This window comes from Nonomuraea sp. NPDC005501, assembly GCF_040605905.1.
In the GTDB taxonomy this organism is placed as follows: Bacteria; Actinomycetota; Actinomycetes; order Streptosporangiales; family Streptosporangiaceae; genus Nonomuraea.
In genome coordinates this window covers 86,048-98,535 of the sequence record NZ_JBEXDT010000009.1, presented here as the reverse complement: position 1 = coordinate 98,535, position 12,488 = coordinate 86,048, and the positions used below count along the sequence as shown (strand labels likewise).

The following is a 12,488-nucleotide window of genomic DNA, read 5'->3' as shown; positions in this document are numbered from 1 at the left end:
AGGTGGGGTCGCGAAGGCGGGATCTCCAGGTGTGGTCGCGAAGGTGGGGTCGCGAAGGCGCGTCGCGAAGGCGAGATCTCGGAGGCTGGGTCGCGAAGGCGGGATCTCGCAGGTGGGTGGGCGATCGCTGGAGCGAGGCGCCGGGCGTGTCAGACGTAGCGTTCGAGGATGGACGACTCGGCCAGGCGGGACAGGCCCTCGCGGACGCTGCGGGCCCGTGACTCGCCGACGCCTCCGACGGCCTGCAGGTCGTCGATGCTGGCCGCGAGCAGCTTCTGCAGCCCGCCGAAGTGGTTGACCAGGCGGTCGACCACCGTGGCCGGCAGCCGGGGGACCTTGGCCAGCAGGCGGAAGCCGCGCGGGCTGACCGGCGTGTCGAGCGTCTCGCCGCCGTCGTGGCCGAGGATGCGGGACACCGCCGGCAGGTCGAGCAGCGCGCTGCCGGACAGCTCGTCGAGGTCGTGCATGGCCTCCGACAGGTGCCGGGTGCGCCGCCCCGACGGGGCCGGGAGGTAGTCGCGCACGACCAGCTCCCGCTCGGAGTCGACGCCGGCCACCAGCTCGTCGAGCTGGAGCGACAGCAGCCGGCCGTCGGTGCCGAGCTCGACCACGTAGCCCTTGATCTCGTCGGAGATGCGCCGGACCATCTCCAGCCGCTGGGCGACGGCCGCCACGTCGCGAACGGTCACCAGGTCCTCGATCTCCAGGGCCGACAGCGTGCCGGACACCTCGTCGAGGCGGTGCTTGTAGCGCTCCAGGGTGGCCAGGGCCTGATTGGCCTTGGACAGGATCGCCGCCGACTCCTCCAGGACGTAGCGGATGCCGTCGAGGTAGAGGGCGATGATCCGCATCGACTTGCTGATCGCGATGATCGGCAGGCCGGTCTGCCGGGCCACGCGCTGGGCGGTGCGGTGGCGGGTGCCGGACTCGTCGGTGGGGATGGCCGGGTCGGGGACGAGATGGACCGCGGCGCGCACGATCTTCTGGTCGCCGCTCACCACGATCGCGCCGTCCATCTTGGCCAGCTCGCGCAGGCGGGTGGCGGAGAACTCGACGTCGAGCTCGAAGCCGCCGCTGCAGAGCTGATCGACCTCGCGGTTGTAGCCGAGCACGATCAACCCGCCGGTCTGCCCGCGTAGGATCCGCTCCAAGCCGTCGCGCAGCGGTGTGCCCGGGGCCACCGCGGCCAGGGCTTCGCGACGGCGGTCGTCCAGACTCCTGTCGTTTGGCACCAGACCCCCGTGTCGAAATAGTCAAGTCCAGCTTAGCGGCGCTATGTGACGTGTGTGAGAGCGTCCCAGACGTTCTCCGCCTCCACCACCTCGAATCCCGGGGCGAACGTGACCGGCCCGACGGGCACGAGAGAGCGCTGCCCGTCGCGCTTCCGGCCGCCTTCTTCGAGGGAGCCCGCGGGCACCAGGCCCCGGCGGAAGCCCAGCCTGGCAGCCTCGCTGAGCCGCCGCCGCACGTCCTTGACCGGCCGCAGCTCGCCCGCGAGACCCACCTCGCCCATGGCGACGAGCCCCGCCGGGAGCGGCTTGTCGCCGGCGGCGCTGGCCACGGCGAGCATCACGGACAGATCGACGGCCGGGTCGGCCAGCTTGATGCCGCCCACGGTGGCGGTGAACACGTCGCAGCCGCCGAGCTTGGCGTTGAGGCGGCGCTCCAGCACGGCGAGGACCATCTGCACGCGGTAGGTGTCGAGGCCGGAGGAGGTGCGCCGGGGCTGCTGCGCCTCGGTGCGGGCGACCAGGGCCTGCACCTCGGCCGGCAGCGGGCGGGTGCCCTCGACGGTCACGGTCACGCAGGTGCCCGGCACCGGCCTGCTGCGCCGGGAGACGAACAGCCCGCTGGGGTCGGTGATGCCCTCGATGCCGCGCTCGTGCAGGTCGAAGCAGCCGACCTCGTCGGTCGGGCCGAACCGGTTCTTGATCGCGCGGACCATGCGCAGTCTGGAGTGGCGGTCGCCCTCGAAGTTGAGGACGACGTCGACCAGGTGCTCCAGGGTGCGGGGGCCGGCGATGGAGCCCTCCTTGGTGACGTGGCCCACGAGGACGGTCGCCATGTTGCGCTCCTTGGCCAGGCGCACGAGGTTGGCGGCGACCTCGCGGACCTGGGTGACCCCGCCGGGCACGCCCGTGGTCTGGGCGGAGCCGACGGTCTGCACCGAGTCGACCACGAGCAGCCGGGGCTGGACCTTCTCGACGTGGGCCACCAGGGCCGACAGCTCGGTCTCGGCGGCGAGGTAGAGCTGGTCGCGGATGGCGCCGATGCGGTCGCCGCGCAGGCGGACCTGCGCGGCCGACTCCTCGCCGGTGACGTAGAGGACGGTGTCGCGCTCGGCCATCCGGGCGGCGGCCTCCAGCAGCAGCGTGGACTTGCCGATGCCCGGCTCGCCGGCCAGCAGGATCACCGCGCCGGGCACCAGGCCGCCGCCGAGCACCCGGTCGAGCTCGCTCACCCCGGTGGTGCGGGCGGCCGCCACCTCGGCCTTGACGTGGCCGATCGGCATCGCGGGGGCGGTGGTGGCGCCGGCCTGGACGACGTGGACGCCGGCGCGGGCGCCCTCCTCGTCGACCGTGCCCCACGCCTGGCACTCGCCGCACCGGCCCACCCACTTGGTGGTGCGCCAGCCGCATTCGGCGCAGCGGTATCCGGGCTTGGGGGCAGTCTTGGCCATGCGGAGCAGGCTAGCGGCCCCCACCGACATTCGCGGGCAGGCGGACCGTCACGCCAGGCCGAGGTCGTTGACCAGCATGCGCTTGGGGCGGGCGCCGATGACCTGCCGCACCGGCTCGCCGTTCTCGAACAGCAGCAGCGTGGGCAGGCTGAGCACGCCGTACCGGTTCATGATGTCGGGGTTCTCGTCGGTGTTGAGCTTGCCGATGGTCAGGCCGTACTCGGCCTCGATCTGCTCCAGCACCGGCGCGACCATGCGGCACGGCCCGCACCACTCGGCCCAGAAGTCGACCAGGACGGGCTTGTCGCTGCTCAGTACCTGCTCGTCGAAGTTCTCGGTGGTCAGGGTGATCATTTCTCTCCTCGGGTGATGCAGCCGGAGCAGGATTCGCCGAGCTGGGCCGCGACCTCGGCGCGGCGGGCGAGCAGGGTGCGGATGTCGTCGTCGATCTGGGCCAGCTTGCGGCGGTAGACCTCGGCGGACTCCTGGCAGGAGCCGCCCGTGGCGTGGCCGGCGCGCAGACAGTCGACGAACGGCCGGGTGTCCTCCAGCGTGAAGCCGACCGACAGCAGCGTGCGGATCTCCGACACCAGGCGGACGTCGTCCTCGGCGTACTCGCGGTAGCCGTTGACGCTCCGCCGGGAGGTGATCAGCCCGTTCTGCTCGTAGTAGCGGAGCGAGCGGGTGCTCGCACCGGTACGTCCGGCCAGCTCTCCGATGCGCATGATGACACGGTAAACGTTGACGCCGGTGTCAAGGTCAAGGGGTCGAGGTCAAGGGGTCGAGGTCGAGGGGTCGAGGATCCAGGTCAGGGGTCTAGGTCAGGGGTCAGAACAGGCGCCAGCGCAGCACGTTGGGGTAGGCCAGCTCCACGCCGGGCGTCTCCGCGATCGCCTGCTCGGCCACGGCCGGGGCGAACTCGATGCGCAGCACCGCCTCCAGGTCCGCCCGCCGCTCGAACACCATGCGCAGGTCGAGCTCCTGCCGCTGCCAGCCGTGCCGCGTCCAGAACGCCTCCACCTCCCGCGCCGAGTACGCCGGAACCGTGCGCGAGAACCAGCGGCCGAACGCCCCGCGGCCCGCGTCGAGGTCGATGACGAAGGCCGCGCCGCCGCGCCGCACCACCCGGGAGAGCTCGCGCAGCCCCGGCTCGCAGCCCGGGCCGAAGAAGTACGCCCACCGCGCGATGGCCACGTCCACCGACATGTCCGGCAGCGGCAGGTCCTGCGCGGTGGCGGCGTGCACCTCCACGCCGGGCAGCCCGGCGCAGCGGCGGCGGGCCAGCGTCACCAGGTCGCCGTGCGGCTCGACCCCGATCACCCGGGCCGCCGCGGCCGACAGGCCGGGCAGGTGGTAGCCGGTGCCGCAGCCGATGTCGAGCACGGTCGCGCCGTCCCACGGCCGGATCGCCCGCATGGCCGTCTCGGCCGCGCCGTCGGGGTCCACGGCGCGGTTCTCCAGCTCGTACAGCTGCGGGGTGTTCCAGATGTTGGGGCTGGGAATGGCTCCTTTTGCGATCCGGGGCATGACCCAACCGTAGGGGGCGCGCGCCAGAATCCCGTCACCGGCTTAGGCTGGCAACGTGGCTGATGTCATCCGCGTGCCCAATGCGAAGATCGCATTGTCCACCGCCTCGGTATATCCGGAACGCACTCCTGACGCGTTCGAGCTCGCCGCGCGCCTGGGCTACGACGGTGTCGAGATCATGGTCGGCGCCGATCCCGTGAGCCAGGACATCGACGTGATCGAGCGGCTGTCGGACCACTATCACGTGCCCGTGCTGGCCATCCACGCCCCGTGCCTGCTGGTCACGCAGCGCGTGTGGGGGCGCGACCCGTGGGCCAAGCTGGTCAGGGCCCGGCAGGCGGCCGAGCGGCTCGGCGCGTCGGCGGTCGTGGTGCATCCGCCGTTCCGCTGGCAGCGCGAGTACGCCCGCGACTTCGAGACCGGGCTCGCCCGCATGCGCGACGAGACCGACGTGGTCTTCGCGGTGGAGAACATGTTCCCGCTGCGCGCCAGGAACAACGACGTCGTCCCGTACTCCCCGGACTGGAACCCGATCGACTACGACTTCCCGCACGTCACGCTGGACCTGTCGCACACGGCCGTGTCGGGCTCCGACGCGATGGAGATGGCCACCAAGCTCGGCGACCGCCTGGCGCACCTGCACCTGGCCGACGGCCTGGGCGTGACGAACAAGGACGAGCACCTGGTGCCGGGGCGCGGCAGCCAGCCGTGCGCGCCGATCCTGGAGCGGCTGGCCGGCAACGGCTACACCGGGCTGGTGGTGCTGGAGATCAACACGCGCAAGGCGTCCAGCCGCACGGAGCGGATCGACGACCTCGCCGAGGCACTGGCGTTCGCCCGCCTCCATCTCGCGGCCTCGGCATGACGGTCAGGAGGGGCCCCGGTCGCAGACCGGGCTCGGCCGACACCCGGGGCGAGATCCTGGCGGCGGCCCGGCGGGTGTTCGCCGAGAAGGGGTTCGACAAGGCGACCGTGCGCGGCATCGCCCGCGAGGCGGAGGTCGATCCCGCGCTCGTGCACCACTACTTCGACACCAAGGAGGGCATGTTCGCGGCGGCGATGCGGCTGCCCCTGACACCCGAGCAGGTGCTGCCGTCGCTGCTCGAAGGCCCTCGCGAGGAGATCGGGGAGCGGCTGGTCCGGTTGATTCTCACGGTGACCGCCACGCCGGAGACCCGGGAGCCGCTGATCGCCATCATCCGCTCGGCGATGACGCACGAGCACGCCGTGACGATGTTCCGGGAGTTCGTCACGAACGCGCTGCTGTTCAAGGTGGCCGACACGCTGGGGGTTCCGCACCTGCGGATCGAGGCGGCGTTCGCGCAGATGTTCGGCGTGCTGATGGCCCGGTACGTGCTCAAGCTGGAGCCGATGGCCGGGGCCGACCCGGAGGAGCTGGTGGAGCTGCTGGCGCCGACGATCCAGCGTTACTTCACAGCGTAGAGCATTGTTCTGTAACGGCCCGTGGCCGTAGGGTGGGTCGCGTTACCCCAGAAATGTTACCGATGGGTAGGATTCTGGGGACAGCCTGGTCGTCGCGTGCTCGACCGGCGCTCGTACGCTGGCAGCCAACGTCGTCTGTGGGAGGACCCGTGCTCTGGGTAGCCATCATCGGACTCGTCATGACCGTCCTGGCGGTGGCCGTGGCGGGCCGTCGGGCGCTGTTCCTCTACAAGCTCGCCACCGTGGGTCCGCCCGCCCCCGAACGCGTCGAGTACGCCAAGGCGCACGCGGGCGAGGAGGTCAAGGCGCAGCTCGTCGAGGTGTTCGGCCAGAAGAAGCTGCTGAAGTGGACGCCGTCCGGCGTCGCGCACTTCTTCGTGATGTGGGCGTTCTTCATCCTGCTGACCGTCTACATCGAGGCGTACGGCGCGATCGTGCAGGGCGCGATCACCGGCCGCCCCGACTTCCACATCCCGCTCATCGGCCAGTGGGCGGTGCTCGGGTTCCTGCAGGACTTCATCGCGGTGGCGTGCCTCCTGGGCCTGGTGGCGTTCGCCGTCATCCGGATCAAGAACTCGCCCAAGGCACTGGGGCGCGGCTCGCGCTTCTCCGGCTCGCACCTGAGCGGGGCGTGGCTCGTCCTGTTCATGATCTTCAACATCATCTGGACGCTGTTCCTGGCCCGCGGCGCGTCGGCGGCCAACGGCAACTTCCCCTACTCCTCGGGCGCGTTCGTCTCGCTGGGCCTGGGGAACGTGCTGCCGGACAGCGCGCTGCTGGAGGAGATCGCGCTGCTCCTGCACATCGGCTTCATGCTGGTGTTCCTGGTGATCGTGGTCAACTCCAAGCACCTGCACATCTTCACCGCGCCGCTCAACGTCCTGTTCTCCCGCCGCCCCGACGGCCTGGGCGGCGCGCCGGAGCTGCGCGTGGACGGCAAGCCGGTGGACTTCGAGGACGAGGACCTCGACCCCGAACGGCTGGGCCGCGGCAAGATCGGCGACACCACCTGGAAGGGCTTCCTCGACTTCTACTCCTGCACCGAGTGCGGGCGCTGCCAGTCGCAGTGCCCGGCGTGGAACACCGACAAGCCGCTGTCGCCGAAGATGCTCATCCTGGACCAGCGTGACCACGCCTTCAAGGTGGCTCCGTACCTGCTGGCCGGGGCCTCCACCGAGCACGCCGACACCGACGTGCTCGCGCTGCTGGAGAAGCCGCTGGTCGGCGAGGACGGCGTCATCCACCCCGACGTGCTGTGGTCGTGCACCAACTGCGGCGCCTGCGTCGAGCAGTGCCCGGTGGACATCGAGCACATCGACCACATTCTCGACATGCGCCGCTACCAGGTGATGGTGGAGTCGTCGTTCCCGTCCGAGGCGGGCGTGATGGTGAAGAACCTGGAGAACAAGGGCAACCCCTGGGGCATGTCCGAGATGAAGCGGGCCGACTGGATCGGGGAGCTGGACTTCGAGGTCGAGGTCGTCGACGAGAAGATGCCCGAGGACGCCGAGTACCTGTTCTGGGTGGGCTGCGCCGGAGCCCTGGAGGACCGGGCCAAGAAGACCACCAAGGCGGTCGCGGAGCTGCTGCACATCGCGGGCGTCAAGTTCGCCGTGCTCGGCCCCATGGAGGCGTGCAGCGGCGACCCGGCCCGGCGCCTCGGCATGGAGTACCTGTTCAACATGCTGGCCCAGCAGAACATCGAGACGCTCAACGAGGCCGGCGTCAAGAAGATCGTCGCCACCTGCCCGCACTGCTTCAACACCCTGGCCAACGAGTACCCGCAGCTCGGCGGCACGTACGAGGTCGTGCACCACACGCAGCTGCTGGCCAAGCTCGTGGACGAGGGCAAGCTGACCCCGATCACCCCGATCGAGGAGAAGATCACCTACCACGACCCGTGCTTCCTCGGCCGCCACAACAAGGTCTACTCCCAGCCCCGCGACATCATGTCCAAGGTGCCCGGTGTGCAGACCCAGGAGATGCACCGCCACAAGGACCGCGGCTTCTGCTGCGGCGCCGGCGGTGCGCGCATGTGGATGGAGGAGCGCATCGGCAAGCGCATCAACACCGAGCGCGTGGACGAGGCGCTGACCACGAATCCCGACACCGTCTCCACCGCGTGCCCGTTCTGCATGGTGATGCTCGGTGACGCGATCAACGAGAAGAAGAACAACGGAGAGGCCAAGGAGTCGCTGGAAGTCGTGGACGTCGCCCAGCTCCTGATCAAATCCGTGAAAACCCCTACCTGACACCGGAAAGTCGGACTCCTCCACAGGTAATGTGGAGGAGTTCCGCATGTCAGGGGACACCCCCGGAAGAAATCCGCCATCCACATAACGGGAAAATCACGGTAACCTCAACGTCGCATGGCTTCATTCGACGGGGAGGGGGCTCGCGATGCGCGTCGTGGTCACAGACGCGGAAGTCACGCTCGCCGATGTGCTCTCCCTCCGCCTGGCCATGGAGGAGTCCCTGAGCGACGGGACGGAGCTCGTCCTCAGGCACCGGACGACGGGGGTCGAACGTGAGGTCCTGCTCGGCACGCCGGGGGCGCGCGCCGGGGAGGCCACCCTGGCGGTCTCGCTGGCCCCGCTCATGCTGACGGCCGGGCGCTGGGACGCCTACCTGCGGCGCGACGGCAAGCGCGTGCGGCTGCGCAGCGTCGATCCGGGCTTCTCTCTGGACCACCTCGACACGTACGCGCTGTGCAAACGGACCCTCGCCTACCGCTCCTACCGGACGCGCAACGGTTACCTCGCGCTGAAGATCGCCGACGCCGAGCCGATCGCGGAGGTGCGCTCGATCTGGTTCAGGGAGGGCCGCTTCGAGGTCATGGGCCTGCTGGCCTTCACCGGGCTGGAGGACGACGACGCCCGCCACGAGGCCAGGCTCGCCCTTCAGCGCAGGCAGTCCGGCGATCAGATGCGGCGCACCTCGGCGACCGTGCAGGGCGTGCGCTTCCACGCCGCGTTCTCCCTGGTGGACGTGCTCGCGGCCGATCCCGACGGGGCCGGCACCTGGGAGCCCTCGCTGGAGGTGGAGGGCGTGGCCACGCCGCTGAAGCTCGGCTCGCGGCTCGACGACGTCGACGGCAAACGCCGCCGCCTGCACTACCCGTCGGCCCGGATCGACGGGGTCCCCATCCGCCCCTGCTACACCGCCGACGACGAGCTGCGGATCGAGGTGGGCGGGTGAGGATCACCCTGCTGGTCTCCTCCGCGTACGGCATGCGCGGCGACGTGCGCTCCACCCTCAACCTCGCCACCGCGCTGTCCGAACGCCACGACGTCGAGGTGATCAGCGTCAGGCGGCACAAGGACCGGCCGTTCTTCCCCGTCGGGCAGGACGTGGTCATGCGCTCGGTGATCGACGCCAGGCCGGGCAGCAGGCGTCTCCTGCCGCGCGGGCAGGTGCGCGCGGAGGTCGCGCTCTGGCGGCTGCTGCGCAGCCTCAAGTCCGACGTGCTGATCACGACGCGGCCGGCGCTCGGCGTCCAGGCCGCCCGGCACGCCCCGCGCGACCTGCTCAAGATCGCCCGCGAGTGGGGCCGGCCGGCCGTTCCCGGACCGGTCAAGCGGTTCTACCCCCGGCTGCACGCGGTCGCCACCGCCACCGACACGGCCGGTGAGGAGTGGACCCGGCTGCTCGAAGGGTCTCCCGCCGTCCACACCGTGCCCGACGCGCTGCCGGCCGGCCCGTGGCCGCGCTCGCGCATGGACAACCGCATCGTCGCCGCCGGCGGGCGGTGGGTCCCGGTCAAGGGGTACGACCGGCTGATCAGGGCGTTCGCCACCGTGGCGGACAAGCGGCCCGACTGGCGGCTGCGGCTGTACGGCGGCGGCCCCGAGGAGCGGCGGCTGCGCGCGCTGGTGCGCGACCTCGATCTGCACAACCACGTCTACTTCATGGGCGTCACCCCCGACCTCGCGGGGGAGTTCGCCAAGGCGTCGATCGTGGCCAACACCTCCCGCAACGGCGACCTCGGGATGACCGTGCTGGAGGCCATGGGCTGCGGGGTGCCCGTGGTGGCCTTCGAGGGCTCCCGGGGGCCGATGGAGTTCGTGGCGACCGGTTACAACGGGGTGCTGGTGCCGGCGGACGACGGCGACGCCGGGCTGGAGATGTTCGCGGCGGCGCTGCTCGCCCTCATCGACGAGGAACGCAGGCGCCGGTCGCTGGCCGCCGGGGCGCTCGACACCGCCCTGCGCCACTCGGCCGCCGAGGTGGCCGTGCAGTGGGAGAAGTTGATCGCGGACCTCAGATGACCGACAGGGATACGGATATCGTGGTGACCATGCACGGCTACACCGGTGACAAGCAGGCATATCTGACGCGGCTCAGGCGCATCGAGGGACAGATCAGGGGCCTGCAGCGGATGGTCGACGACGACGCGTACTGCATCGACGTGCTCACGCAGGTCTCGGCGGCGACCCGGGCGCTCCAGGCGGTGGCGCTGGGTCTGCTGGAGGACCACCTCGCTCACTGTGTGGCCGACGCCATCAACAGCGGCGGTCCCGAGGCCGAGGCGAAGGTCAAGGAGGCGTCGGCGGCGATCGCGCGACTCGTCCGTTCGTAGGAGGGTGGCCGGCGCGACTGACTAGTCATGTCGTGGGAGGTGAGCCACCCTCCGCATCACCGTCCCGGACCCCTCAGGAGTCCGGGACCATGTCATGGTGATCGTTCGTCAATGACTCGCTGAAGTCCGCAATCCGAGCGCGTCGTCGAGCTCATCCAAGGTCAGCCGCCGCTCGCTGATGGCAACAGCGGTGAGTACCTCGGCGTAGAGCGCAATCTCGTCCAACGCGACACGGTCGTGGACCCGAGAGTCCAGGTCGTCGTGCCCCACCGCGTCGTCCTTCCTTCCGCAGCCCACACCCTCTACGAGGTTACGGCCGGGGCCCTTCGGGCGACATGGCCCATCGGAGTCATTCCTTTGCGCGCCGCCGGGGCCCCACGAGGGTCATTTCCCCAATCAGAGATCACAATTCAGCGAATGGCTGGTGCTTGGCGTCTTAGAACGATATAGGCGAGGTAAGAGAGAAATATCGGTATTAGTGGGTTTAGGAAGGAAGATCATCGCGTTCGTGGACGATCCTGCGCACCAGCGCGGCCTGTCCGGCGAACCCGCGCTCCGGCACTCTTGCCCCCGACACGGCCTGCCATGCCAGCCCCGCCGCGTAGGCCGCCCCCAGCACGCCCGCCGCGGTGGCCCGATCGGGCGGCTCGATCTCGAAGCCCGACGTGACGCGCTGGCGCGGCATCCGTGACAGCACCCGCCTCGCCACCGCCGCCGCCAGCCGCCCGGAGCGCGTCCCCTCTCCGCCGTTCGTCATGGGGCCGCTCCGATCGCCCGCTCCCGTGTCACCGGTCCTGCGCGCGTCCTGCCCACCGGTTCTGTGCGGGTCCTGCGCGCCTGATTTGTGCGGGTTTTGCGCGCCGGGCTCGGGCGCGTCCTCGCCGCCGGTACGGCTGAGGCGGCCGGACCGGCTGAAGCGGCCCGAGCCGGTGCTCGCCGGCCCGCCCGGCGTCCACGCGCCGGTTTCGTCGGCGGGGGTCCAGGCGCCGGTGGGGTCCCCGGCTTCGTCCGGTCCGTCCCGCCTCCCGCCGGGGCCGCCCGGGGACCATGCTCCCGTGGTGTCCGGCGGGTGCGGCGGGGCCCAGGCGCCCGTGGGGGTGCCCAGGGCGCCGGGAGGGCCCGGGAGCGGCTGGGAGGGGCCCAGGACCGCGAAGCCGTCCGGATGCGTCGTCTCCGCCGCCGACGTGCCCGTGAGCCCCGCGCCGGCCAGCTCCTCGTACGCGTGTCGCAGCCGATGGTCCAGCCGCCCCGGCAGCAGGCCCCGGGAGTCGGACAGGTCGGCCAGCAGCGTGGCGGCCGCGCGGGCCGGGTCGCGGGTGAAGGACAGCGCCTCCATCAGGTCGTACACCGTGTGCGCGAAGTGCGCCTCCGGGTCCGTCTCCGGCAGGATCGCCCGCGCCAGCCGGGCCGGGCAGCGGTCGAGCCACGCCAGCCGTACCGACTCGTCGGAGCGCAGCGCGGCGCGGTCGTCGAGGCCGGGCCGTGACAGCGCCGGCTCCACCATCGTGAGCAGTGCGAGAGCGCGCGGCCGGAAGCGCGTGTCGGACAGCAGGATCTGCGCCGTGTCGGCCATGATCGCCGTCAGCCGGAGCGCCTCGCGCGAGCGGCCCGCCCGCAGCCGCTCGGCCACGAGCCGGACCAGGTGCAGCAGCGGCGGCGCCGGCAGCCAGCGCACCCACTCGTCGCCGGGCAGGGGCCGGCGCAGGTACTCGCCGAAGATGGTCAGCAGCCGCTCGTTGCCGTCGAAGGCCGGCGCGTACGCGCACCACATCACCGTGCCCCAGACGGCCGCGACCGTGCTCGGCACGTCACCGGCGAGGATCTCGTCGAACGCCGTCAGCGGGAAGTCCTTCTCCGACCGGCGCCCGGCCGCCCGTACGAGCACCCGGACCTGCTCCGTGAGATGGTCGGGCACGTCCGGTCCGACGAAGGCCTGCGTGGAGCCCGGCTCGGCGGCGAAGTCCGGCCCGCGGGGGATCACCCGGGCGGGCAGCACCGCGGCGGCGTGCCCGGCCGGCCGCACCCGTGCTCCCCGCGGCGGCGGAGCCGGGTGCCAGCGGCCGTCGGCCGGGTCGTGCAGGTGCCAGCGCGCGTGCGCCCCGAACAGCCACCGGTCGCCGTCGGGCGTCACCAGCGTCCGCGAGGCGATCGCCTCCGCGCGCACGGGTACGGGAAGGTCCTGCCAGCGGGGGTCCGCGACCATCGCGCGGACGTCCGCTTCCGTGGCGGCGAACGCATCCCAGGGGCGCACGGCGGCCA

General features: G+C 71.2%; 13 protein-coding genes. 6 read left to right on the top strand and 7 right to left on the bottom strand.

The window, feature by feature from the left end; genetic code table 11:
• Nucleotides 1-149 precede the first annotated feature (149 nt).
• From disA to ABZS51_RS07965, 5 genes are all read right to left on the bottom strand, one after another.
• Complete coding sequence (disA, locus tag ABZS51_RS07985; protein WP_310708066.1) at nt 150-1,232, bottom strand: DNA integrity scanning diadenylate cyclase DisA; 1,083 nt, start codon at nt 1,230-1,232, stop codon at nt 150-152.
• 41 nt (nt 1,233-1,273) lie between these two features.
• Nucleotides 1,274-2,680, bottom strand: a complete 1,407-nt coding sequence (radA, locus tag ABZS51_RS07980; RefSeq protein WP_355437599.1) for a DNA repair protein RadA — start codon at nt 2,678-2,680, stop codon at nt 1,274-1,276.
• 48 nt (nt 2,681-2,728) lie between these two features.
• Nucleotides 2,729-3,034: a thioredoxin gene (gene trxA, locus ABZS51_RS07975; protein ID WP_310708068.1), complete on the bottom strand. Its 306-nt coding sequence runs from the start codon at nt 3,032-3,034 to the stop codon at nt 2,729-2,731.
• Entirely contained in the window at nt 3,031-3,405 is a 375-nt protein-coding gene (locus ABZS51_RS07970; RefSeq protein ID WP_310708069.1) for a MerR family transcriptional regulator, read from the bottom strand. The genes trxA and ABZS51_RS07970 overlap by 4 nt, the downstream gene beginning before the upstream one ends.
• 103 nt (nt 3,406-3,508) lie before the next feature.
• Entirely contained in the window at nt 3,509-4,207 is a 699-nt protein-coding gene (locus ABZS51_RS07965) for a class I SAM-dependent methyltransferase (RefSeq protein WP_355437596.1), read from the bottom strand.
• A 55-nt stretch (nt 4,208-4,262) separates the two neighbouring features.
• On the opposite strand from ABZS51_RS07965, the gene ABZS51_RS07960 reads away from it, so the two are divergent.
• The 6 genes from ABZS51_RS07960 to ABZS51_RS07935 all read left to right on the top strand — a co-directional run bounded on the left by ABZS51_RS07960 (nt 4,263) and on the right by ABZS51_RS07935 (nt 10,229).
• The gene (locus tag ABZS51_RS07960; protein ID WP_310708071.1) at nt 4,263-5,072 is read left to right on the top strand and encodes a sugar phosphate isomerase/epimerase; all 810 of its coding nucleotides are present in this window, start codon (nt 4,263-4,265) and stop codon (nt 5,070-5,072) included.
• On the top strand, nt 5,069-5,650 hold the full coding sequence (locus ABZS51_RS07955) for a TetR family transcriptional regulator (protein ID WP_355437594.1): 582 nt from the start codon (nt 5,069-5,071) through the stop codon (nt 5,648-5,650). The genes ABZS51_RS07960 and ABZS51_RS07955 overlap by 4 nt, the downstream gene beginning before the upstream one ends.
• Before the next feature lie 149 nt (nt 5,651-5,799).
• Nucleotides 5,800-7,902, top strand: coding sequence for a (Fe-S)-binding protein (locus ABZS51_RS07950; RefSeq protein ID WP_355437592.1), 2,103 nt, complete (start codon nt 5,800-5,802; stop codon nt 7,900-7,902).
• A gap of 148 nt (nt 7,903-8,050) precedes the next feature.
• On the top strand, nt 8,051-8,848 hold the full coding sequence (locus ABZS51_RS07945) for a hypothetical protein (RefSeq protein ID WP_355437590.1): 798 nt from the start codon (nt 8,051-8,053) through the stop codon (nt 8,846-8,848).
• Entirely contained in the window at nt 8,845-9,918 is a 1,074-nt protein-coding gene (locus ABZS51_RS07940) for a glycosyltransferase (RefSeq protein ID WP_355437588.1), read from the top strand. The genes ABZS51_RS07945 and ABZS51_RS07940 overlap by 4 nt, the downstream gene beginning before the upstream one ends.
• Nucleotides 9,919-9,947: 29 nt before the next feature.
• Nucleotides 9,948-10,229, top strand: coding sequence for a metal-sensitive transcriptional regulator (locus ABZS51_RS07935; RefSeq protein ID WP_310708167.1), 282 nt, complete (start codon nt 9,948-9,950; stop codon nt 10,227-10,229).
• A 108-nt stretch (nt 10,230-10,337) separates the two neighbouring features.
• On the opposite strand, the gene ABZS51_RS07930 is transcribed toward ABZS51_RS07935, so the two are convergent.
• The gene (locus ABZS51_RS07930; protein WP_181019825.1) at nt 10,338-10,499 is read right to left on the bottom strand and encodes a hypothetical protein; all 162 of its coding nucleotides are present in this window, start codon (nt 10,497-10,499) and stop codon (nt 10,338-10,340) included.
• 214 nt (nt 10,500-10,713) lie between these two features.
• Nucleotides 10,714-12,480: a hypothetical protein gene (locus ABZS51_RS07925; protein ID WP_355437586.1), complete on the bottom strand. Its 1,767-nt coding sequence runs from the start codon at nt 12,478-12,480 to the stop codon at nt 10,714-10,716.
• Nucleotides 12,481-12,488 lie beyond the last annotated feature (8 nt).

Excerpts from the sequence above, each read along its gene's own strand:
- ABZS51_RS07955 (WP_355437594.1), top strand. The coding sequence starts at position 5,069 with ATGACGGTCAGGAGGGGCCCCGGTCGCAGACCGGGCTCGGCCGACACC.
- ABZS51_RS07970 (WP_310708069.1), bottom strand. The coding sequence starts at position 3,405 with ATGCGCATCGGAGAGCTGGCCGGACGTACCGGTGCGAGCACCCGCTCG.
- ABZS51_RS07945 (WP_355437590.1), top strand. The coding sequence starts at position 8,051 with ATGCGCGTCGTGGTCACAGACGCGGAAGTCACGCTCGCCGATGTGCTC.
- ABZS51_RS07965 (WP_355437596.1), bottom strand. The coding sequence starts at position 4,207 with ATGCCCCGGATCGCAAAAGGAGCCATTCCCAGCCCCAACATCTGGAAC.
- ABZS51_RS07935 (WP_310708167.1), top strand. The coding sequence starts at position 9,948 with ATGCACGGCTACACCGGTGACAAGCAGGCATATCTGACGCGGCTCAGG.
- trxA (WP_310708068.1), bottom strand. The coding sequence starts at position 3,034 with ATGATCACCCTGACCACCGAGAACTTCGACGAGCAGGTACTGAGCAGC.
- radA (WP_355437599.1), bottom strand. The coding sequence starts at position 2,680 with ATGGCCAAGACTGCCCCCAAGCCCGGATACCGCTGCGCCGAATGCGGC.